General features: G+C 61.4%; 14 protein-coding genes. 7 read left to right on the forward strand and 7 right to left on the reverse strand.

The window, feature by feature from the left end; translation table 11 throughout:
* Positions 1-2: 2 nt before the first annotated feature.
* Genes GGD40_RS24255 through GGD40_RS24275 form a run of 5 tightly spaced genes read right to left on the reverse strand, consistent with a single transcriptional unit; the run spans position 3 to position 9890 of the window.
* Entirely contained in the window at positions 3-1499 is a 1497-nt protein-coding gene (locus GGD40_RS24255; protein WP_179712357.1) for an efflux transporter outer membrane subunit, read from the reverse strand.
* Between the two features lie 24 nt (positions 1500-1523).
* Entirely contained in the window at positions 1524-4640 is a 3117-nt protein-coding gene (locus tag GGD40_RS24260; RefSeq protein WP_179747035.1) for an efflux RND transporter permease subunit, read from the reverse strand.
* Entirely contained in the window at positions 4640-8011 is a 3372-nt protein-coding gene (locus GGD40_RS24265; RefSeq protein ID WP_179745364.1) for an efflux RND transporter permease subunit, read from the reverse strand. Before GGD40_RS24265 ends, GGD40_RS24260 begins: the two co-directional genes overlap by 1 nt.
* Complete coding sequence (locus tag GGD40_RS24270) at positions 8008-9243, reverse strand: efflux RND transporter periplasmic adaptor subunit (protein WP_179745365.1); 1236 nt, start codon at positions 9241-9243, stop codon at positions 8008-8010. The genes GGD40_RS24265 and GGD40_RS24270 overlap by 4 nt, the downstream gene beginning before the upstream one ends.
* Entirely contained in the window at positions 9240-9890 is a 651-nt protein-coding gene (locus GGD40_RS24275; protein WP_179712351.1) for a TetR/AcrR family transcriptional regulator, read from the reverse strand. The genes GGD40_RS24270 and GGD40_RS24275 overlap by 4 nt, the downstream gene beginning before the upstream one ends.
* Positions 9891-10372: 482 nt before the next feature.
* Between GGD40_RS24275 and GGD40_RS24280 the strand changes: the two genes are divergently transcribed.
* The 4 genes from GGD40_RS24280 (at position 10373) to GGD40_RS24295 (ending at position 14545) form a co-directional block, all read left to right on the forward strand.
* Positions 10373-11377, forward strand: a complete 1005-nt coding sequence (locus tag GGD40_RS24280; RefSeq protein ID WP_179712349.1) for a sugar ABC transporter substrate-binding protein — start codon at positions 10373-10375, stop codon at positions 11375-11377.
* A 96-nt stretch (positions 11378-11473) separates the two neighbouring features.
* Complete coding sequence (locus tag GGD40_RS24285) at positions 11474-12460, forward strand: ABC transporter permease (RefSeq protein ID WP_179712347.1); 987 nt, start codon at positions 11474-11476, stop codon at positions 12458-12460.
* 20 nt (positions 12461-12480) lie between these two features.
* Positions 12481-13278 carry an ATP-binding cassette domain-containing protein gene (locus GGD40_RS24290; RefSeq protein ID WP_179745366.1) on the forward strand — a complete coding sequence of 266 codons (798 nt, stop codon included), beginning with the start codon at positions 12481-12483 and terminating at the stop codon, positions 13276-13278.
* 31 nt (positions 13279-13309) lie between these two features.
* The gene (locus tag GGD40_RS24295) at positions 13310-14545 is read left to right on the forward strand and encodes an ROK family transcriptional regulator (protein ID WP_179745367.1); all 1236 of its coding nucleotides are present in this window, start codon (positions 13310-13312) and stop codon (positions 14543-14545) included.
* 36 nt (positions 14546-14581) lie between these two features.
* On the opposite strand, the gene GGD40_RS24300 is transcribed toward GGD40_RS24295, so the two are convergent.
* Both GGD40_RS24300 and GGD40_RS24305 read right to left on the reverse strand, forming a co-directional pair.
* Entirely contained in the window at positions 14582-17665 is a 3084-nt protein-coding gene (locus GGD40_RS24300; protein ID WP_179745368.1) for a transglycosylase domain-containing protein, read from the reverse strand.
* Between the two features lie 194 nt (positions 17666-17859).
* The gene (locus tag GGD40_RS24305; protein ID WP_179745369.1) at positions 17860-18873 is read right to left on the reverse strand and encodes a LysR family transcriptional regulator; all 1014 of its coding nucleotides are present in this window, start codon (positions 18871-18873) and stop codon (positions 17860-17862) included.
* Positions 18874-19025: 152 nt separating this feature from the next.
* Here GGD40_RS24305 and GGD40_RS24310 point away from each other — a divergent pair, with 152 nt between their 5' ends.
* The 3 genes from GGD40_RS24310 to GGD40_RS24320 all read left to right on the forward strand — a co-directional run bounded on the left by GGD40_RS24310 (position 19026) and on the right by GGD40_RS24320 (position 21752).
* The gene (locus GGD40_RS24310) at positions 19026-19958 is read left to right on the forward strand and encodes a dihydrodipicolinate synthase family protein (protein WP_179745370.1); all 933 of its coding nucleotides are present in this window, start codon (positions 19026-19028) and stop codon (positions 19956-19958) included.
* 439 nt (positions 19959-20397) lie between these two features.
* A complete protein-coding gene (locus tag GGD40_RS24315; protein WP_035558815.1) occupies positions 20398-20967 on the forward strand; it encodes an RNA polymerase sigma factor in 570 nt (189 codons plus the stop codon).
* Entirely contained in the window at positions 20967-21752 is a 786-nt protein-coding gene (locus tag GGD40_RS24320) for an anti-sigma factor (RefSeq protein WP_179712333.1), read from the forward strand. The genes GGD40_RS24315 and GGD40_RS24320 overlap by 1 nt, the downstream gene beginning before the upstream one ends.
* Positions 21753-21762: the final 10 nt, after the last annotated feature.

Here is a 21762-nt window from a genome sequence, read left to right on the forward strand (position 1 = left end):
GTTCACTCGGGCGTCAGCAACGTGCTGCTCCAACCACCGCCAAGCGCTTCTATCAACTGCACGCTGCTTGTCATCTGCTGAACATGCAGCGTAATCGCCGACTGTTGATCGGAGAACAGCGCCGTCTGCGCGACGAAAACATTCAGATAAGTATCGACGCCGGTTCGATAGCGAACCGCGGCCAGATCGTAGTACCGCTGAGCTGCGGCCACGACACCGGCCTGCTGCTCGATCTGCTGCGCGAGAATGCGTTGCGCCGCCAGGTAGTCTTCGGTCTGCTGGAATGCCGTGAGCACTGTCTGACGATAGGAGGCCACAGCGCCCTCATACTGTGCCTTGTATTGTGCGACCGTCGCCGAACGCAATCCACCATCGAATAAGGTCTCGGATACTGAAGGACCCAGCGAAAAAAATCTTGCCGGCCACGCAAACCAGTTTGCCAGCGTCGAACTCTCGAACCCGCCTGAAAGCGAAATGCTGATGCTCGGATAAAAGGCCGCCGTCTCGACACCGATCAACGCATTTGCTTGCGACATCGACCGCTCAGCCGCTGCAATGTCGGGACGCCGTTGCAGCAACGCGGACGGAACCCCCGCCGGAATGGTCGGCGCGGTAGTCGTCAACGGTTTGACCGGCATCGAGAACGATGACGCCGGTTCACCGATCAACAACGCAATAGCATGTTCGTATTGGGCGCGCGCAAGGCGCGCGTTCGTCGCGGACGCTTCGGCCGTCCTCAGGTTCAATTGAGCCTGCGCCACCGATTGCGCGCTGTCGATGCCGGTGCGGCCCAGTACCTCGGTCAAAGCAAGACTCTTGCGATACGCGTCGATGGTACGGTCATCCAGACCGATCAGTTCATCCTGGCCGCGCAGTTCGAAATAGTCTTGCGCGAGCGTAGCCTGCTGGCTGAGTTTTTCGTTCGCAAGATCGGCGGCACTGACTTGCGCGGCGCTTGAGAACTCCTTCACCGTGTTGCGGATACGTCCCCACAGATCCGGCTCCCACGATATATCCAGCGGAAAAGTGAAGTCGTTGCTGTTGACCCTTGCGCCACTCAACGATGATCCCGACGAACCAGCCGATACCGACAGCGGCGATCCAGACCGCGTGTAGGCCGGTTGGAGCGTTGCGGTCGGCGAGTAGTTTGCGCGCGCCTGAGCAACCTGAGCGCGCGCCGCCACATAGTTCTGATAGGCCTGCGCGATGTTCTGGTTCGATGCATTCAGGCGGTCTTCGAGTTCGTCGAGTTCCGGCTCCTGATAGATTTTCCACCATGCGCCGCGCAGCGCGGCATCTTGTGGATCGGCAGGCGTCCATGTCGTGCCATCGGCGGCAACGGCCGCCGTCGCTTCCTTGTACGACGCCGGCGTGGCAACCGGGGGACGAACGTAGGTTGGCCCGACCGTGCAGCCTTGCGCGATCAACAGCGCGGCGCACGATGTGGCGCCAAGCAGGCTACGCAGCAGAAGATCGGCGGGTCGTGGTGGCTTTTGCATGATGTCTGATAACAATCTGGCCAATCAGGATTGTGCGGCCGGACCGCCGGCAGGGCGACGCGTATGCCGGCGATTGAAGCGCTGCCGCATGCGATCGAAATAGAGGTAGATCACGGGCGTGGTATAGAGCGTGAGAATCTGGCTAAAGATCAATCCGCCGACAATCGCAATGCCCAGCGGGCGCCGCAACTCCGAGCCCGCGCCGTGTCCGAGTGCGAGCGGCAATGCGCCTAGTGCAGCGGCCATCGTCGTCATCAAAATCGGCCTGAAACGCAGCATGCACGCTTCGAAGATCGACTCTTCCGTACTCTTGCCTTCGGTGCGCTCAGCTTGCAACGCGAAATCGATCATCAGAATGGCGTTTTTCTTGACGATACCGATCAGTAGAAAGATGCCGATCAAAGAAATGACGTCGAGTTCGCTGCGGAACAGAATCAACGCAATCATCGCGCCCACGCTCGCCGACGGTAGCGTCGTCAGAATCGTGATCGGATGAATCAGGCTTTCATACAGCACGCCGAGCACCACATAGATCGCAAACAGCGCACCGAGTACCAGCAACGGTTCGCTCGATAGTGAGCTTTGAAACGCCTGCGCCGTACCGGCAAACTGCGTGACGATATCGGCTGGCATATCAAGCTTTCTTTGCATCTGCGTGATGAGCGTCGTTGCTTGCCCGAGCGATACGCCCGGCGCGAGATTGAACGATATCGTCGTCGACGGGAAGAACGACGAGTGATTGACCGCTAGCGGCGAAGTAGAAATGCGCGTCGTTGAAAATGCGCCTAAAGGCACCGAGCTTGCGCCCGACGCGTGCACGTAGGTTGATTGCAAGGTCGAGGGTGAACTTAGCAGCACCGGGTTCGCTTCCATCACGACGTAATACTGATTCAGCGAGGTATAAATCGTCGACACCTGCGATTCGCCGAACTCATAGTAAAGCGCATTGTCGATGAGCTTGGGCGTGATGCCAAATCGCGCGGCAGTCATCCGGTCGTAATCCAGCAGCACTTGCAGGCCGCTGTTCTGCTGATCCGTCGTCACGTCCTTGATCTGGGGCATTTTCTGCATCGCGTGGTACATCGCTGGGCCCCATTTGCTTAGCGCGTCGACAGTATCCGCCGAAAGCTGGTACTGATATTGCGCATTGCTCTGTCTGCCACCCACGCCAAGGTCCTGCGCCGCCTGCAAAAATGTCGACGCGTCCGCTATCGCGTCGAGCTGTGGACGCAAGCGATCGACCACGCCAGTCGCGCTGATATCCCGGTCGCTGCGCGGCTTAAGGGTAATGAACAGGAAGCCCGAATTGCTTGCGCCACCGCCGGGGCCGCCCTGACCTCCCGTAAAACCCGCGACGTTTTCGACGGCCGGATCTTTACGGATCACGCCCTGGATGCTGAGCAAAGAGCGGTTCATCGACTGGAACGACGCGTCCTGCGAGCCTTGAAAGCCACCGAAAATCGTGCCTGTGTCCTGCTGCGGGAAAAGACCTTTTTTCACGACGCCCGCCAGCAACACATTCAACACCAGTGTCATGACGAGACTGAACACGACCGTGCGCGGATGCCGGAGTGCCCAGCCGAGTGTCGTGCGATAGGCACCCAGCACGTAATCGAAACCGCGTTCGCTCCATCGATACAACCCGTTGTGCTGTCCCTCTTCCGCCGGCTTCAGCAGAAACGCGCACATCGCAGGCGTTACCGTGAGCGAGATCACCATCGATATCGCAACGGAAGTGGCCAGCGTAAAGGCAAACTCGTGAAACAGGCGTCCAGGAACACCGCCCATGAACAGAATCGGTACGAATACCGCAATCAGCGAAAGACTCATCGCGACGACGGTGAACGCCACTTCCTGCGTGCCTTGCAAGGCGGCGCGAAACGTCGGCACGCCGCGCTCGATCAAACGTGTGATGTTCTCCATCACGACGATCGCATCGTCCACCACGAACCCCGTCGATACGGTCAATGCCATCAGCGAGAGATTGTCGAGGGTAAAGCCAAGCAGGTACATCACGGCAAAGGTACCGATCAACGAGATCGCCACCGCCGCGCCGGGAATCAAGGTCGCGCGCGGGCTGCGCAAAAAGACGAATACCACGGCAATCACCAGCAGAATCGACAGACCCAGCGCGACCTCGACGTCGTTGACGGAAGAACGGATCGTGGTGGTCGTGTCGAGCATCAGCTGTAAATGATCGGCGGCGGGAACCGACGCGCGTATGGACGGCAATTCCTGCTTGATGCGATCGACCGTATCGATCACGTTGGCATTCGGCAGCCTGAACACGAGCAGGATGACCGACGGCTTGCCGTTCACGTAACCGGCCGAGCGCAGCGTCTGCACGGAGTCGTAGACATGCGCGACATCGCGCAACCGCACCACTTTGCCGTTGTTAGACCCGACCACGATCGGCGCGAAGTCTTTAGCCGTCGAGATCTGATCGTTCGCGGTGATCTCGGTGGTGGTGAGTTCGTCACTAAACTGACCCTTCGGGCGATTCGAATTCTGCACCGACAACGCCTGGGCGACGTTCTGCGTGCCGATACCATAGCTATGCAACTGGTCCGGATTCAGATCGACGCGGACTGCCGGCAGCGAACTCCCGACCACCTGAACCTGACCGACGCCCTGCAATTGAGCAATTTTCTGCGAGATGATGGACGAGGCGAGATCGTAGAGCTTGCCGCGATCGGCGGAATCCGAGGTCAGGCTCAACACCATGATCGGTGCAATCGACGAATTGATCTTCCGATACGTCGGGTTGGATGGCAAATTCGCCGGCAAGTCCGCGCGCGCTGCGTTGATCGCAGCTTCGACATCGCGTGCCGCGCCGTCGACATCGCGGCTCAGATCGAACTGCAAGGTCACCGACGTCACGCCCAACGTGCTCGACGATGTCATCTGGGTGACGCCGGCGATGTGACCGAACTGACGCTCGAGCGGCGTCGCAATCGACGACGCCATCACTTCCGGGCTCGCGCCCGGCAACGTGGCGGCGACCGTAATCGTCGCGAAATCGACCTGCGGCAGCGATGCGACCGGCAATTGCCTGAATGCGATCAGGCCGGCAAAAACGATCGCGATCGCCATCAATGTCGTGGCGACCGGCCGTCGGATGAATGGCGAAGAGAGGTTAATCACGGCTCGTCATCCGTGCGCGGTCCGCTGAGCCGCGTGCTCTTCGGGCTTAAACGCTTCGCCAGACCGTCGAAGAAGACGTAGATGACGGGCGTCGTGTAGAGAGTCAGCACCTGGCTCAGCAAGAGGCCGCCGACCATCGCAATGCCAAGCGGACGACGCAACTCCGCACCGATGCCCTCGCCAAACGCAAGCGGCAAACCGGCAAAAAGCGCGCAGAGCGTCGTCATCAGGATTGGGCGCAGGCGCAACTGTGCGGCTTCGAAGATCGCTTCGACCGGACTCAGCCCGCGCGTGCGTTCGGCTTCCAGCGCGAAATCGACCAGCATGATGCCGTTCTTCTTCACGATACCGATCAGGAGAATGATGCCGATCACCGCGATGATCCCGAGATCCTCGTGAAACAGACGCAACGCCAGCAAAGCGCCGACACCTGCGGAAGGCAGCGTCGACAGGATCGTGATCGGGTGAATGAAGCTCTCGTAAAGAATGCCAAGCACGATATACACCGCCACGAGCGCAGCAAGAATCAGCACGGCTTCATTCGAACCGATGTCTTCATACGCGGCTGCAGTCCCCTGGAAACTCGATTGCACGCTGGCCGGCATCTTCATATCGCGTTGCGCGCGTTGAATTGCATCGACGGCCTGGCCCAGCGAAGCGCCCGGCGCCACGTTGAAAGAAACGGTGACGACCGGAAATTGTCCTTGATGCGTGATCGTCAGTGGCGACGCACGGAGCGTGAAATGGCTGATCGCAGCGAGCGGAACGGGAGTCGGCGACGCTGTGCCCGACGACGAACTGGAAGAACCACCGGCTCCTCCGGCCGTGCTTTGACTCGTCGAGTTTGAGCTCGTACTTGTGCTCGTCGGCGAACCTGAACCCGATCCTGAACCGGACGTGCGCGTAGCCAGCACGGTAGAAGGTGTCGTGGCCGACAGGCTTTGCGTGGTCGATGCAATCAGCGTCGATGCCGTGCCGGTCGCGCTGAGTGACGTACGTCCCGACGTACTTTGCGCCGCCGACGAAGAGCTCGAACTGGAGCTCCCCTGGATATAGATATGGTTAAGCTGTGTCGGATCCTTCTGAAACGCAGGCAACGCTTCGAGAATGACGTGGTACTGATTCGATTGCGTGTAAAGCGTGCTCACCTGTCGCTGACCAAACGCATCGTAAAGCGTCGAATCGATCTGGTCCGGCGTGATATTCAGACGCGACGCCGTCGGGCGATCGATCGTGAGGTGGGTGCTGATGCCGTTATTCTGCTGATCGGTTGTGACGTCCGCGAGTTGCGGCAAGGTGCGAAGTTTCGCAACGACACGACTTGTCCAGTCGTTGAGTTCCTGCGTGTCGGGGTCTTCAAGCGTGTATTGATACTGCGTGCGACTCACGCGATCGTCGACCGTCAAATCCTGCACCGGTTGAAGATAAAGCTGAACGCCGGGAACATGGCTCAGATGCCTGCGCAAACGCGTGATAACTTCCATCGCTGACAGGCCACGTTCGGCAATCGGCTTCAGATTGATCTGGATGCGCCCACTATTGAGCGTGGTGTTAATGCCGTCCTGACCGATGAATGACGACAGACTCGACACCGCCGGATCTTTCAGTATTTCGTCGGCAAGCTGACGTTGTTTACGCGACATCGCGTCGAACGAGATTGACTCCGGGGCCTGCGAAATCGCCTGAATAATCCCGGTGTCCTGCGGCGGGAAAAAGCCTTTTGGAATTTCAAGGTACTGAAATACGGTGAGCACCAGCGTAGCGAGCACAACAAGCAAGGTTGCCGTCGAATAGCGTAGTACCCAGCGAAGGCTACGTCCATACGCGGCAATCACGCGATTAAAGAGATCTTCTGACCAGCGATAGAAACGATTCTGCTCTGATCGTGGCTTATGACGGAGCAGACGCGAACTCATCATCGGCGTTAGCGTCAGCGATACGACGCCCGAGATCAGGACCGTGACGCTGAGCGTGACGGCGAACTCGCGGAACAACCGGCCCACAATATCGCCCATAAACAGCAGCGGAATCAGCACGGCGATCAACGATATCGTCAACGAGACGATCGTGAAGCCGATCTGCCGCGCGCCTTCGAGCGCGGCATCGATCGGTTTCATGCCTTCTTCCAGATAGCGTGAAATGTTCTCGATCATCACGATCGCGTCATCCACGACAAAGCCCGTCGCGATCGTAAACGCCATCATCGTGAGATTGTTGATGCTGTAGCCGAGCGCATGCATCACCGCCAGTGTGCCGATCAACGAAAGCGGCACCGCGACCGTCGGGATGATGGTCGCCGCAAGGCTTCTCAGGAACAGGAACATGACCATGACGACCAGCGCAACGGTCAGCATCAATTCGAACTGCACATTCTTCACCGACGCGCGGATCGTTGTCGTCCGGTCCGTCAGCACGGTCGTTTCGACCGCGGCGGGAAGCGTCGCTTTGAGCTTCGGCAACAACTGCTGTATCTCGTTGACGACAGCGATCGTGTTCGCGCCGGGTTGTCGCTGGATATTGACGAGAATGGCGGGCGTGTCGTTTTTCCACGCCGCGAGTTTCGTGTTTTCGATGCCGTCGGTGATCTTCGCCACGTCGGTGAGCATCACCGGTGCATTGTTCTTGTAGGCCACGACGACATCACGATAGCCGTTCGCCGACAATAGCTGATCGTTTGCGTTGATCTGAAACGCCTGCGCTGGACCGTCGAAGGTCCCCTTCGCCATGTTGACCGTGGTGTTCGTCAGCGCGGTTCGCAGATCTTCCAGGTTGAGGCCGTAAGAAGCCAGCGCAACAGGATTCGCCTGGATTCGCACGGCCGGCTTGTGTCCGCCGCTAATGGTCACGAGTCCGACGCCGCTAAGCTGGGAGATTTTCGGTGCAAGCCGCGTATCGACCAGATCTTCGATCGCCGACAAAGGCAATGCCTTCGAGGTCAGCGCAAGTGTGACGATCGGTGCGTCCGCGGGATTTGACTTGCTGTAGACCGGCGGCGCAGGAAGATCGGTCGGCAGATAAGCGTTGGCTGCGTTGATGGCGGCCTGCACTTCCTGTTCGGCGACATCGATATTCAACGCGAGCCCGAACTGCAATACGATCACCGAGCTGCCGTCGGAACTGGTCGACGTCATCTGCGTGAGACCCGCAACCTGGCCGAATTGTCGTTCGAGCGGTGCCGTGACTGCCGAGGACATCACGTCAGGACTGGCACCCGGATAGAACGTTTTGACCTGAATGGTCGGATAGTCGGCCTCGGGCAGCGCGGAGACCGGCAGACTCGGCAACGCCGCGAGACCGATCACGAGAATGGCGATCATCAACAGCGCAGTCGCGACCGGCCTGACGATAAACAGGCGCGACGGATTCATGAGCTTGCTGCGGTCTTCGCGCCGGCATCGCCCGTCGCCGGTATTTTGGCCGGCGGGGTGGGTGCGTTATGTACCGTCACCTTCGAACCGTCCTGCAGTTTGTCGAAACTGGAGATCGCTACCGCCGTGCCCGCTGCGATATCGCTAACGGCCGCGATATCGTTGTCGGAGGAAAGCTCGGCGATGTTGTGCAGCTTCACGCTGTCGCCATTTAGCGCATAGACGAACGCCTGCGTGCCGTTGTGCTGAATGGCGGCCGTGGGGATCAACGCCACGTTCTTCAACGTCTTGACCAGCAACCGTGCATTCACGAACTGATTGGGATACAGACTGAGCGGCTGATTGTCGAACTGGCCGCGAAAACGCACGGTTCCTGTCGACGTATCGACCTGGTTATCGAGTGTCAGCAGCTTGCCGCTTGCGATCCTGGTTTGCTGCGAACGATCGAATACATCGATGGGCAACGACGCACGCTGGAAGATCTCGTCGTGAACCTGCGCGAGATTGTCTTCCGCCACGTTGAAGACGACGGTGATGGGCTGCAATTGTGTGACGACGGCGATCGATGTCGAGCCACCCGAGAACACGACGTTGCCCGGATCGACCAGTCTCAGACCAATGCGGCCAGAAATCGGCGACTTGATATGGCAATAGCTCAACTGAACCTGTGCGTAACTGACCTGCCCTTCGTCATTCTTCACGGTGCCGCGATCCTGCTCGACGGCGAGCCGCTGATCTTCGTAAGTCTGACGCGCAATGGCCTGCTGACTGGACGCTTCCTGATAGCGCGCCAGATCCATCTGGGCTTGTGCAAGCACCGCGCGATCATGTTGCAGCGTGCCTTCGGCTTGCTGCAATTGCGCCTGATAACCGCGCGGATCGATATCGACCAGCGGGTCACCACGCTTCACCATCTGCCCTTCCGCGTAATGCACGGCTTCAACCGTTCCGTTCACCTGGCTATAGACGTTCACCGTCGCGACGGGTGTGACCGTGCCAAGCGCTTCAACGTACACGCCCATATCGCCGAGATGCGCCGTCGCGGTGCGGACCGTAACGGGTTGCGACGCTTCTTCGGATGGATTGCCGTTGTTCTTCGGCTTTCGCGCGACGATCAGTATCAGGATGATCGCGAATACAAGCGCCAAGCCAATCAAGACCCAATGTCGTCGTTTGGGCTCAGGCGCGCGTGCGCCATTCGATTCATTGCCACCCTGCTTGATTTCATTCATTGTGTTTTCCGCCTCGCCGCTGGCGTCGGCGCAACACCGCGGGCAAAGAGTGTCGCGAAACCCTCGGCCATACGCTGGATGTCGGCGGCTTTACTCTGATGCAACTCGCGGTGCACGAAACCCAGCTGAAAGACGAAGCTCATCAACAACTCCGTCACCACGTCAAGATCCAATGTCGGATCGATCATGCCTTCATCGACATAGCGTGCGAGACGCTGCTTCAACCCCCGTTGAACGTCCTTGCGCGTGGAGATGCGTTGAAAATCAGCCTGAAATGCGCGATCGAGCAACGCGCGCGACAGCACGATGCGCATGCGCTCCGAACGTTTTTCGAGGACCGCCGCCCCGTGAGAGATCATGTCGAGGGCTTCGTCGACGATCGAAGCGCACAACGGACGCTCGAAGAAACGGTCACGCTGTGAAGAGCCTTCCTGCTTCAGCACAGCGAGTAGCAAACCTTCCTTGCCGTTGAAGTACCGCTGAATCAAACCTTCCGAGCAACCCGCCGCCTCCGCGATTCCGCGCGTGGTTGCTTTCTCGTAGCCTTTTTCCGCGAAAACAACGGCTGCCGCAGAAACGAGTTCCTGCTCCCTCGCCTGTCGATCCCGCTGCCGCGTTCTGGTTGCTGATTGTGGAGGCGCCTTCACGTCTTATCCGTTGGTATGTGTTTGGTCACATACATGTTGGGTAGCGGCTGAAATATTGTCAAGTTCGACCGCCGTTTTACTTCATGCGTGCGCACCCCGCACGCCTTTCCGTTTCTTTCGGACAGTCAAGCCGCTTTTTCATCTACCGATTTACCCTAACCGAAGCGCCGGACATGCTGCTTCGCACAAAGCCTTGAAACCCTTCCTGCAAGCGCCTGGCGGCCGTTGAACAAAGATTCCCGTGCCGTGTGCGCGCTTAGAAGAAGGCTTGACCTTTCAATGCCACGGGCGATACTAAATCACGCAGAGTGATTTAGTATCGCCCGATCGCGGCGGCGTTGGGTGATACGTCGAACTAATTACGTTCTTGAAAGAAATACCCAGAAGCCGAGGTTAAAGCGGCCAGGTTCTCGAATACTGTTCACGCGTCTGCAACCGCCAGCAGTCCGTCTCATCGTTGCCAATAACCGGAGGAGCGTCCCATGAATCTGAATTCCCGCAGGCATCCTGTCGCCAGGAAAATCGTATCGATGTGCGTCGCGGCGTCGGCCGTGTGGTGTGCGAACGCGAGCCAGGCGGCCGATCAGCCGGTGGTCGGCCTGATCACCAAGACCGACACCAATCCGTTCTTCGTGAAGATGAAACAGGGCGCCGAAGCGGCCGCCGCCAAAGACGGCGCGAAGCTGATCACCGCCGCCGGCAAGTTCGACGGCGACAACGCGAGCCAGGTCACCGCGATCGAAAACATGATGACAGCCGGCGCGAAAGCAATTCTGATCACGCCGAGCGACACCAAGGCCATCGTGCCGAGCATCAAGAAAGCGCGCGCCGCCGGCGTGATGGTGGTCGCGCTCGACACACCGACCGATCCGCAAGACGCCACCGACGCCCTGTTCGCCACCGACAACTTCAAGGCCGGTGTGCTGATCGGCAAGTATGCGAAGGCCGCGATGAACGGCAAGCCGGCGAAGATCGCCACGCTCGACCTCGCGCCCGGCGTGTCGGTCGGCGTGCTGCGTCATAACGGCTTCCTGGAAGGCTTCGGCGTGAAGGAAGGCGATGCGTCGATCGTCTGCAGCCAGGACACGCGCGGCGATCAGGCGAAAGGCCAGACGGCGATGGAAAACTGCCTGCAGAAATCGCCCGATATCAACGTGGTCTACACGATCAACGAACCGGCCGCGGCCGGCGCGTATCGCGCGTTGAAAGCGGCCGGCAAGGACAAGAGCGTGATGATCGTCTCGATCGACGGCGGCTGTGAAGGCGTGCGCAACGTGAAGGCGGGCGCGATCGCCGCGACCTCGCAGCAGTATCCGCTGAAGATGGCCTCGCTCGGCGTGACCGCGGGCGTGGACTACGCGAAGACCGGCAAGAAGGTTTCGGGCTATCAGGACACCGGCGTGACGCTGATCACCGACAAGCCGATGTCCGGCATCGACAGTAAAGACACCAGGTTCGGCCTCGACAACTGCTGGGGCAACAAGTAACGCGTACGGACCGGCGGCTCACCGTTGTACCGGCGGGCCGCCGCCGGATTTGCCGCGTGGCCCGTGCGCCACGCTCATGCATCGAGGATCTCCATCATGTCGACTCCTTCCGCGCCTGCCAGCAATTCGCGCCACTTCGCCGACCGTTTGCCATCGCTGGCCGAAGTCGGCCCACTGATCGCACTGGTGCTCGCCTGCGCGTTCTTCATCTCGCAGAGCAACCGCTTCCTGTCGTTCCAGAACCTCTCGTTGATCCTGCAACAAACCATGGTGGTCGCCGTCATCGCGATCGGCCAGACGCTGATCGTGCTGACCGGCGGCATCGACCTGTCGTGCGGCATGGTGATGGCGTTCGGCTCGATCATCATGACCAAGTTCGCGGTCACGCTCGGCGTGCCGCCCGTGCTCGCGATTGTGTGCGGGGTTGCCGCGAGCGCCCTGTTCGGCGCGCTGAACGGCGTGCTGATCACGCGCATCAAACTGCCCGCGTTCATCGTCACGTTGGGCACGTTGAATATCGCGTTCGCGCTCACGCAGATCTATTCGAACGCCGAGAGCGTGTCGAATCTGCCGGACGCGATCATGTTCCTCGGCAACACCTTCAAGCTCGGCCCCGCGGATGTCACGTACGGCACGGTGCTCACGCTGCTCATGTATCTGGCCACCTGGTTCGTGCTGCGCGACACGGTGCCCGGCCGGCATCTGTACGCGCTCGGCAATAACGCCGAGGCCGCGCGGCTGATGGGTCTGTCGTCGCAAAAGATCCTGCTGACCGTGTATTCGCTCGCAGGCGCGATCTACGGCATCGCCGCGCTGCTGTCGGTGTCGCGTACCGGCGTCGGCGATCCGCAGGCGGGGCAAACCGAGAACCTCGACAGCATTACCGCGGTCGTGCTCGGCGGCACGAGTCTGTTCGGCGGACGCGGTTCGATTGTCGGCACGCTGCTCGGCGCGTTGATCGTCGGCGTGTTCCGCAACGGTCTGACATTGATCGGCGTGTCCTCGGTCTACCAGGTGTTGATCACCGGCATGCTGGTGATTCTCGCGGTGGCGGCGGACAAACTTTCTCATCGTCGCGGTTGAGCATTCAAAAGGAGCCCGTCATGTCGACCCCTACTTCTGCTTCTACCGCGATGCCGGTTCTTCAGGCGCGTGGTCTCGTCAAACGCTACGGCAACGTGACCGCGCTCGACGGTTGCGATTTCGAAGTGATGCCCGGTGAAATTCTCGCGGTGATCGGCGATAACGGCGCGGGTAAATCGTCGTTGATCAAGGCGCTTTCCGGCGCCACGGTGCCGGATGAAGGCGAGATCCTGCTCGACGGCAAGCCGGTCAAATTCCGCAGTCCGCTGGATGCCCGCGCGCAAGGCATCGAAACCGTATACCAGGAACTCGCGGTGGCGCCGGCCATGAGCATCGCCGAAAACCTGTTCCTCGCGCGTGAATTGGTGAAGCCGGGCTGGCGCGGCTCGATCTTCAAGATGATCGACAAACGCCGCATGCTCGAAGAAGCGACCGCGCATATGAAGGACCTGCAGATCGGTATCCGCTCGATGCGCCAGGCGGTCGAAACGCTCTCGGGCGGTCAACGCCAGGGCGTTGCCGTGGCGCGCAGCGCGGCGTTCGCTCGGCACGTGGTGATTCTCGACGAGCCCACCGCCGCGCTCGGCGTGAAGGAAGGCAACATGGTGCTCGAACTGATCCGCCGTGTGCGCGAACGCGGCCTGCCGGTGATCCTGATCAGCCACAACATGCCGCACGTGTTCGAGGTGGCCGACCGCATCCATATCCAGCGCCTCGGGCGGCGCGCCGCGCTCGTCAATACGAAAGACGTGCACATGTCCGAGGCCGTGGCGATCATGACGGGCGCCAAGGAAGCCGACGTCAAGGCGATCGCATGACGCCGGCCTCCTGCTGAACGGCGTCCCGGCCATGGATACCACCGGCGCCCGCTCGCCTCTCAAACGCACGGTCGGCTCGAATCAGGTCGGCATGCGGCAGTTCAACGAGCGGATCGTGCTGCAGGCGATCCGCCTGCACGGACCGCTGCCGAAGGCCGACGTCGGCCGCCTGACGCGACTGTCGATGCAGACGGTGTCGATGATCGTCGACCGTCTGATCGACGACGGCCTGCTCGAAAAGCACGCGCGGGTGCGCGGCCGGATCGGCCAGCCGTCCGTGCCGATCGCGTTGCGCGCGGACGGCGCGTACACCATCGGTATCAAGGTGGGACGCCGCAGTCTCGACGTGCTGGCGATGGATTTCGCGGGCCACGTGGTGTGTCGCGACGTTTTCGAATACGCATACCCCGATCCGCGCACGCTGTTTCCTGCGCTCGAAAGCAAACTGGCGCGCGTGAACCAGACGCTCGGCGCGAAGGCCAGCAAAGTGGTCGGCGTGGGCGTGGCGGCGCCGCTGTGGCTCGGCGGCTGGCGCGATTTTCTCGGCGCGCCGCCCGACGCGCTGGACGCCTGGCACGAGATCGATCTGCGCACGCGCATCGCCGCGATGACCGGATTGCCCGTCGAGTTCGCGAAGGACACCACAGCCGCCTGCGCCGCCGAACTCGTGATGGGCCAGGGCCGCGGCATTCACAATTTTCTGTATCTGTTCGTCGGGACTTTTATCGGCGGCGGGCTCGTGATCGACGGACGCTTGCATAGCGGGCCGCACGATAACGCAGGCGCGGTTGGGTCGATTCCACTCGGCGGCAGCGGAGGCAGTGGCGCGCGCAAGCCCGCGCGACAACTATTGCACGCAGCGTCGGGCTTCGTGCTGGAAAAACTGTTGAGCGACGCGGGCGCACCGGCCGCCGCCGCGCATGATCATCGCGCGCTGTCGCCGGAACTGTGGCGGCATACCGAGCAATGGCTCGATAGTGCGTGCCCTGCCATGGCCAACGCGCTGACCAATGCGGCCGCGTTGCTCGATCTCGATGCCGTGGTGATCGACGGTGAATTCGATCGGCAACTGGTGCGGGAAATCATTCGCCGTACCGAACGCGTGCTCGATCGTTTCGAGTGGGAAGGCATGGTGCGCCCGCAACTACTGGAAGGCGCGATCGGCGCGGATGCACGAGCGATGGGCGGCGCAATTTTGCCGCTCTACGCGCACTTCGCGCCGGTGCATGAATTGTTTCTTAAACCGGCGGCGGATACGGGTTATTAAGCGCCGCCGGTTTCTCTAAAGCGCTTGCAGATAGGCTTATTCCGCGGCCACCTTCGTGGCGGTCACGGCGGTCTTCACCGGCGCTTTCTCCAGCAGCGGCTGCAACACCGGCGCCAGCGACTTCAGCAATTGCACCGACAGCGCACTGGTGAATTCATAATGCGCGGCATACGGTTCATGCACATACGCGGTCAACGTACCGTAGAACCGATCGCCCATGACGAACACGAAAGTCGCACTGCGGTTCACCTTGCGCGACTCGATCAACCGCGCGCCTTTGGCAAACACATTGAAGCGCTGATCGCCGGTTCCTGTCTTGCCGTACACCTCGAGCGTCTGGCCGTTGGGGAAGGTCATCCCTTGCGCGAGACGCTTCGCTGTGCCGCCCAGCACGACGTCACGCAATAGCACTTTCACCACGCCCGCGATTTCCGGCGATACCTGCTGTTGCGGCGCCACCGCCGCGCGCTGGAAATGCGTTTCGTACGGCGTGTCTTTCGCGAAGTCGATTTGCGTGAGGCTCTCGGTCGGCAATTTATTGCCGTCGCTGGCAATCACGCCGATCAGTTGCGCGAGCGCGGCAGGCCGGTCTCCCGATGCGCCAATCGCCGCGGCATACGAAGGCGTCAGGTTCGAAAACGGATAGCCGAGCGCCTGCCACGATTTGCCGATCGCCTCGTACGCGCGCAGTTCGACCATCCGCTTGATACGGCGATCCTGGGTTGCGTGGTAACGCGTCTTGAAGAGCCATGAATAAGTCGACAGACGCACGTCGCGGCTCGCGCTCTGCATCTGGCTCAACGTGGCGTCGGGATGCTGGCGCAGATAGTTGAGCGTCCACAGTTCAAGCGGATGTACGCTCGCGATATAGCCGCGGTCGTTCAGATTGAAGCGGTCCACCGCGTACTTCGCGTACAGGTTCGCGAGGTCCTCATCGTCCAGCACCGAGGCGGCCGGCGTGTTCTTCAGCGCTTCGCGCATCTTCGCGTTGAACCACGCGTTCGACTCGTCCGGCGCGACGCTGCGCAACACGGTCGCGATCTTGGGCGGCGATTTGCGCACGCCGAGCAGCAGCAACGCGAGCGCCTGATCGGGATTCTTGTCGTGGTACTTCGTATAGAAACGCCCGAGATAGACGCGGCTCTCCTGATCGGCGAATTGCGTCAGATACTGTTTGCGGACGGCCGGGTCGTCCAGCCATTGCGATGACGGCCCCGTGGTCTGCACCATCTCATAGTGGACGATGTCGCGCATCAGCCGCACGAACACCAGGTTCACCGAATGCTGGAACGCGCGGTGTACGGTGAGGATGCGGCTGTTGTCGTCGGATTCGAAGTTGTTGAAGGTTTGCGCGCCGCCGCCTGTGTAGAACGTTTCGCCCGGATTCGCCGAGTATTTGCGCTCCACCGCCGCATCGAGCATGGGTTGCAGCGAGCGGTCGGCGGTGTGCGTCAGATAGTCGAGCGCCCAACGCGTGAGCTGGTCGTTCGGATCGGGTTTGACCGCTTTCAGTTCCGCGTTGCTCAACGGTGCATAACGCGTATGCAGATCGGAGACGATCTGCAAATACGTGACGACGGTTCGCAGTTTCGCGGTGGAACCCAGATTCAGCCGCGCGCCGGAATTGATGTCGAACGGCTGGTTGACGCTGTCGGTTTGCACGCGCACGAGGTTCGCGCCGCCAGTACGTTCGAACAGCGTGAAGCTGTAGGTGATTCTCGACGGATCGTCCGCCGGCCGCAGCATTTCGAAGCCGACCAGACCCGCGGCCTTGGCGCCGTCGCGCGTGCCGGCAGCAGCAAGCCGTTCGCTCACGGCCTGCTGCACGGCATTGTTCAGCGTGCCCGTGGCTTGCAGGTCGAGACGGTCGAGTTCGTAGAAACTCGGCACGCCGAGCGCGGCCAATAGATGCGAGCGCATCGACGTGATGGCCTTGCGCGAGACAAAAGAGTCCGCGTTCGGCGTGCCATGCGGCGTGCGATGCAACTCGACCCGCGCGGACAGTGCGGCATCGCGCAGCGGCATCGATACGACGCCGCCGCTCGCGAGTAAGCGCAGATAACTATCGGTCAACTGTTCGAGCTGGTCGTAGCCGTGATGCAGAAAATACGACGGCGCGCGTTGCGCGATCATCAGCGACAGCACCTGCCTGAACGCCACACCCTGCTCCGGCAAATTCGCCTCAGTGGAAGGCGCTTTGAGAATACGGTTGACGTCGTTGAAATCGCGTCCGTACCAGGCGGCGAGACCGTCGCCGATCCCGTTGATTTCGCCGATCCCCGGCTGGGCGGCAAGCGGCACCGAATTCAGGTAATGCACGACGATCTGCCGGCGCGCGGGCAGCGTCTGCGGGCCGCCCAGATACGCACGCACCGAAGCGGACGCGATTTGCCGCAACTTCTCCGGCGGCGTCGCCGTGCGCCCGCCCGCCGAGTGACGGAATTTCTCGATCTGCGTGGCGAGCGTGCTGCCGCCGGGCGTCGACTGATGATGGTTGAACACGCGCGCGCCTTGATCGACCAGCGCGCGGCTGAAGCGTCCCCAGTCGATCGCCGGGTTGCGATTCGGCTGATCGGGATCGAGCAGATAGCGGTCTTCGATGAACAACAACGAATTGACGACCAGCGGCGGAATCGCGTCGAAATCGTCATAAACGCGGCCGGGAAACTGGGCGCCGAAAAGCGGCGCGCCGGTGCCGTCGAAGAGTTGCAAACCCGCCTGATCTTTCTCGGCGTACGGCAGGAACAGACCGTTATCCGATAACCACAGCATCCGGTCGGAATCGCGTGCCTGCGCGCTGATTTCAAACCCGCGTTGCAGCAGACGCTGCTGGATGGACGGCAGCAACGCGTAGCCGAGCCGGCTGTCGTACGGGCCCTGGTTTGCCTGAGGAAAACGGATGGAATGACTTGGACCGTCGGCGACGGAAAAGCCCACGTCGCGAGTCAGTTCGGAGAGGTAGTGCGCCTGCAGCCGAGAGGTCTGAATCTCGATCTGACAAAAGCGTACCGCGAATGCCAGCGCGAGCAGAAACGCCGCCGCCAGCACCCATTTGAACCACTTCCGAACAGGCGCCATGCCTGTTGCGCGAAACGGTAACCGAACCAGTGGCCGATTCATGGTTGCTCTCCCCGACAGGGCGCCATGCTCTTGGATCTGGCGCACCTTCAAAGCAGTTTAGCGCGGAACCTGAAAGCGCGATCGGTACGGATTTACCCGAGAGTGTCGCGGCTACAACACCCTTCGCAAGACATGGCAGCGGGCCATTTGTCGTGAGATATTGAAAGTCTTTCGCATGTCGAAAAACCGCCTTCTCAGGCGGTTTTTTGCTTTTGCGCCGCGTCTCGCCGGCGGCGTGCGCGCGCCGGCCGCTCGGGCTGTTCTTCGCGTAGCGCCTGCTCGGTTGTCTGGGCTTGCACCAGTTCGATAAACCGCTCCGCCGGCGGCGACAGCACGCCGCCTTTGCGCGTCACGATGCCGAACGTTTGCGACGGCGATTTCAGCTTGACCGGCACGACGCGCAACATCTTCCGCGCGACGAACAACTCGGCGATCGCGGTCGGCAGCAACGAAACCAGCTCGGCACTGCTGTGCAGTAACGCGACTGTCACGAAAGTGGAAGCCGTTGAGATCGGGTTGTCGGGCATCTCGATGCCGGCCAGATCCATCTCGCGTTCGAGCAGCGCGTGCAACGGCATATGCGAGGGGTACGTCACCCAGCGGTGACCCGCCAGATCGTGCAGCGTCACCTCCTTCCTCGGCAACGGTGGATGGCCATGCCCCACCACCACCGACAACGGCTCGTCGCCGAGCGGACGATAGTGATACTTCGACGGATCGCCCGCTACTGCCGCCCGGCCGATCACCAGGTCGAGCCGCCCGTCGTCGAGTTGCTGCAGCATGCGCGCGCTGGTGTCTTCCACCACCTCGATCGACAGCCCCGGTTGCCCGGCATGCAATTGATTCAGTGCCGGCACCACGCACGCCGGAATCGCACCCATGATCGCGCCGACCGCGAGACGTCCGCCGCGCCCGGAACGGATCTCGGCGACGTCCTGGCACAGCGCGGTGAGGTCGGTCGCCATCAGGCGCGCATAGCGGATCACGCAATGGCCGAGCGGGTTCGGAATCATGCCGCTCTTCGAGCGCTCGAAGAGCGGCGCCTCCAGCATCGCCTCCAGTTCCTGCAAGGCCTTGCTGGCGGCCGATTGCGTCATGGACATCGTGCCGGCGGCTTTGTGCAGCGACTTCTGGTCGTCGAGCGCGATCAGCAATTGCAGTTGCTTCATGCGCAGTTTCGACAACAGGACGTTCAGGGTGTCTTTCATGGCTTAAGGGCAAACCGCGACGTGGCGGGCTGTTCGCGGGTGAGTCGCAAAAGCGATCACAAGATGGAAACAATTCAATATACCCGGGGTGCCCACCGCCGTATAGTCGGCGCCGGAGACATTCAAAACCCCTCTTCGAACGGACCGCCATCATGAGCTCGACATCCCAACCTGCCGCGTTGCGCGGCGTCTTCCCGGTCGTGCCAACCATTTTCGACGACGCCGGACGCCTCGACCTCGACGGCCAGAAACGCTGCATCGACTTCATGATCGACGCCGGTTCGAACGGCCTGTGCATTCTCGCGAACTTCTCCGAACAGTTCGCCCTTTCCGACGACGAGCGCGACACGCTGATGCACCTCGCACTCGACCATGTAGCGGGCCGCGTGCCGGTGATCGTCACGACCACGCATTTCAGCTCGCAGCAATGCGCCGAACGCAGCCAACGCGCGCAGCAGGCGGGCGCCGAGATGGTGATGATCATGCCGCCGTATCACGGCGCGACGATCCGCATCGGCGAGCGCGGTATCTATGAGTTCTACCGCACGGTGTCGGACGCGATCGATCTGCCGATCATGATCCAGGACGCGCCGGTCAGCGGCACCGCGTTGTCCGCGCCGTTTCTCGCTCGCATGGCGCGCGAGCTGGAACACGTGTCGTACTTCAAGATCGAAGTGCCGCAAGCGGCGAACAAACTGCGCGAACTGATCGAGCTGGGCGGGGACGCGGTGGTGGGTCCGTGGGACGGTGAAGAAGCGATCACGCTGATGGCCGATCTGGATGCGGGCGCAACCGGTTCGATGACAGGCGGCGGCTACGCGGACGGCATCCGTCTGATCGTCGACGCCTATGCGAGCGGCAAACCCGAGGCGGCGGCCGCGCATTATCAGCAGTGGCTGCCGCTGATCAACTACGAGAACCGTCAGGGCGGCCTCGCGTCGTGCAAGGCATTGATGAAAGAAGGCGGCGTGATTCAATCGGACGCGGTGCGTCATCCGCTGCCGCCCATGCATCCGGCCACGCGTGAAGGACTTCTGAAAGTCGCACGGCGGCTCGATCCATTGGTGCTGCGTTGGGGTCGCTGACGCGCTTGCGTCGATTGAAAATCGGTTGAGAAGTCGGTTGAAAAAACCAACCCACCCATTCCGGTCCGGACGGTTGCCGATTCAACGATCGACCACCCTCCGGACCTGTCGGGAATGAGCCCGGCTTCCCCGTACAACGTTCAACACGCCCGCGACGCGTTATCTGTCCTGCATCGCTTGGCTCCATTGCCGGCCGTTCACCCAGGCTCGTACAACGGCCCTACCCTCCCTGCACACGCACCCCGTGTCCCAACTGCCCGGCGCTCACACGTGCCGCGCCGGCCTTGTCCATCATGATGCCGACGCCCGCAGCCCCGGGCTCTGCAGCCATATACGCGGAGCACGCCGTAATGGATGCACGCGCCCGCAAAAAAAACCCGCATATAAGACAGCGGCGAAATTGAGTAACATAGGCGCGCACGCCAACCTATCTCTTTCCATGACCGCCAATCCTCGAGAACTAACGCCGGAAACCCTTGCCGAGCTGCTCGAACGTGTTGCCAAAGAAGACGCGGCGGCATTGCGTGAGCTATATGATCTCGCCGCCCCGAAACTGTTTGGCCTCGCGCTCCGTATATTGAGCAAGCACGAGTGGGCAGAAGAAGTTTTGCAGGACAGCTTCGTCAACATCTGGCGCTTTGCCGGCGACTATAGCCGCGCACTGTCCGCCCCGATGACGTGGATGTCGGCAATCGTCCGAAATCGTGCTCTCGATCACCTGCGGCGGGTCAACAAGCAGGAAACAGAATGGAGCGATGCGTTGGACGATCTCGTGGCAACCGGCGATCCGGATCCCGAAGCGCTGACTGCGGTCAGCCTGCAGGCACGTTTGCTGGCCGGCTGCATGCAGCAGCTGGAACCGGCGCAGCGTCAGGCGGTGGCCCTCGCCTACCTGCGCGATCAGAGCCATAGCGAGATCGCCGATGTACTGACGGTGCCGCTCGGCACCATCAAATCCTGGATCAGGCGCGGCCTGGCCAAGCTGAAAACCTGTCTGGGAGGCGAGTGATGAACCTGCATCGCTATCCTCAGCTAGTCGATCTGCTGGCCGCCGAGTACGTGCTCGGCACGCTGCGCGGCGGCGCCCGGCGCCGCTTCCAGTTGTACGCGGAACACGACACGACCGTGCGCAAAGCCGTCGACGAATGGCAGCGGCGCATCTCGCCGATGGCCGAACTCGCGGAACCGCGCATGCCGCCCGCGGAAGTGTGGCAAGCCATCGAACGTCGTCTCGGGCTCACCGCCACACGTGAAGCGGCACGGCCGCGCACCGTGGTCGAAGCGCCCGTGCGGCCGTCGCGCAGCCTCTTCGAGAACCTGGCGTTCTGGCGCGGCTGGGCGCTCGGCGTCACCGGACTCGCCGCGGTCGCGGTGGTGGTCGCGGTGCGCTCGCTGTTGCCGTCCGCTACCCCGCCCGCCACGGCGCCCGTGGTTGCGCAGCAGCAGCCCGAAACGGCCGTTTCGCATGTCGCCGTGCTGAATAACAAGGACTCGCATCCGGTCATGCTGGTCGCGTGGGACGAAGCGCATTCCACGATGACGCTGCATCCGCTCGGCAATGTCGATTTGCCCGCGGGCCGCGCGATGGAATTGTGGGGCATTCCGGCGAGCGGCCATCCGGTCGCGCTCGGCATGCTGCCCGACAGCGCAAGCGGCAAGGTGCCGGCCGGTCTGCAGAAGCCGGAGAGTTATGCGGCGCTGGCGGTGTCGATCGAAGCGCCGGGCGGCTCGCCGAATCCGAATGCGCCGAGCGGTCCGGTGGTGTTTAGCGGCAAGCTGCTGCCGGTGTCCTGAACCGGCGCCT

It is taken from the genome of Paraburkholderia bryophila (genome assembly GCF_013409255.1).
Lineage (GTDB): Bacteria > Pseudomonadota > Gammaproteobacteria > Burkholderiales > Burkholderiaceae > Paraburkholderia.

Bases quoted from the DNA above. Each gene is read 5' to 3' on its own strand.
- GGD40_RS24255 (WP_179712357.1), bottom strand. From the start codon at position 1,499: ATGCAAAAGCCACCACGACCCGCCGATCTTCTGCTGCGTAGCCTGCTT.
- GGD40_RS24265 (WP_179745364.1), bottom strand. From the start codon at position 8,011: ATGAATCCGTCGCGCCTGTTTATCGTCAGGCCGGTCGCGACTGCGCTG.
- GGD40_RS24270 (WP_179745365.1), bottom strand. From the start codon at position 9,243: ATGAATGAAATCAAGCAGGGTGGCAATGAATCGAATGGCGCACGCGCG.
- GGD40_RS24280 (WP_179712349.1), top strand. From the start codon at position 10,373: ATGAATCTGAATTCCCGCAGGCATCCTGTCGCCAGGAAAATCGTATCG.
- GGD40_RS24285 (WP_179712347.1), top strand. From the start codon at position 11,474: ATGTCGACTCCTTCCGCGCCTGCCAGCAATTCGCGCCACTTCGCCGAC.
- GGD40_RS24290 (WP_179745366.1), top strand. From the start codon at position 12,481: ATGTCGACCCCTACTTCTGCTTCTACCGCGATGCCGGTTCTTCAGGCG.
- GGD40_RS24295 (WP_179745367.1), top strand. From the start codon at position 13,310: ATGGATACCACCGGCGCCCGCTCGCCTCTCAAACGCACGGTCGGCTCG.
- GGD40_RS24300 (WP_179745368.1), bottom strand. From the start codon at position 17,665: ATGAATCGGCCACTGGTTCGGTTACCGTTTCGCGCAACAGGCATGGCG.
- GGD40_RS24305 (WP_179745369.1), bottom strand. From the start codon at position 18,873: ATGAAAGACACCCTGAACGTCCTGTTGTCGAAACTGCGCATGAAGCAA.
- GGD40_RS24310 (WP_179745370.1), top strand. From the start codon at position 19,026: ATGAGCTCGACATCCCAACCTGCCGCGTTGCGCGGCGTCTTCCCGGTC.
- GGD40_RS24315 (WP_035558815.1), top strand. From the start codon at position 20,398: ATGACCGCCAATCCTCGAGAACTAACGCCGGAAACCCTTGCCGAGCTG.
- GGD40_RS24320 (WP_179712333.1), top strand. From the start codon at position 20,967: ATGAACCTGCATCGCTATCCTCAGCTAGTCGATCTGCTGGCCGCCGAG.